Genomic DNA, 974 nt, shown 5'->3' on the forward strand with positions numbered 1-974 from the left:
GCCGCGCGCAACTCGCCGTCGTTGCGCCCGACGAGAACGGCAATCGCCGGCTCGCGCCCCGCCTCGGCAGCGATTTCAAGCGCCAGCGACGAGAACTCGGCATCAGCGGCGAGCGTCAGCACGATGTCCATGAACTCGACCAGGGCGCCGTAAAGGTCGTCGCGCGCGCCAAGCGCCTTGAACAGCCCCACGGTCTCCTCGCCTTCCTGCTCAACGATGGCGGCAATGATCGCCTGCTTGCTGGGAAAATAATGAAACAGGTTGCCCGGGCTCATACCGACCGCGGCGCAGATCTCGGCGGTGCTGGTCTGGTGAAAGCCTTTCCTGGCAAAACAGGTCTTGGCCGCGCCGATGATGGCCTGCCGTCTGGCGGCGTGCTTTTCGGGATCTATCTTCCGCATTTCGTGGCATCCAATTAATTAATAGACTAGTCGATCTATTAATTATCAAAACATGGGCGGTGTCAAGCAGCCGGCAATCGCATCGCGCGTTGAGGGCACCATTGCCCACTCAGCCGGGGCTTGCCAAAACCTTGGCTTCCGGTATTATTGCAAATGACTTGCAACTGCGATTAGAGGGGCGTCCGTTGGACTCTTACACCCGGCCCGCCGTCGACAACGAAGGCTGGCGGACCGCCAGGGGCGAAGGGTCGCTTTCGGAGGTCCATCGATCAATCCCCGTCCACACCAGCGGCTCAAGCTGGCGCAGGGCCGCCGCCTTCGTCGGCCCAGGCTATCTCGTTGCCGTCGGCTACATGGATCCGGGCAACTGGGCGACGTCGATCGCAGGCGGGTCGCGCTTCGGATACACCTTGCTGGTCGTTGCGCTGGTTTCCAACATCATGGCGATCGTGCTGCAGTCGCTCTGCGCGCGGCTCGCCATCGCTTCGGGGCGCGATCTGGCGCAGGCCTGCCGCGACGCCTTTCCTCGCCCGGTCGCTTATGTCTTATGGTTCATGGCCCATAAGACATAAG

1 protein-coding gene and 1 pseudogene are annotated in these 974 nt (G+C 62.0%); one reads left to right on the forward strand and one right to left on the reverse strand.

Going from position 1 to position 974, the window contains the following annotated elements; translation table 11 throughout:
* Window positions 1–401 (reverse strand): TetR/AcrR family transcriptional regulator (locus tag AC1DWF_RS32670; RefSeq protein WP_476842667.1); only part of this gene is annotated, 401 nt, incomplete at its 3' end.
* Between the two features lie 185 nt (window positions 402–586).
* Between AC1DWF_RS32670 and AC1DWF_RS32675 the strand changes: the two are divergent.
* Window positions 587–961, forward strand: a pseudogene (locus AC1DWF_RS32675) (Nramp family divalent metal transporter); the annotation flags it as partial.
* Between the last annotated feature and the right edge of the window lie 13 nt (window positions 962–974).

This window comes from Aminobacter sp. P4_D5 (assembly GCF_056401815.1).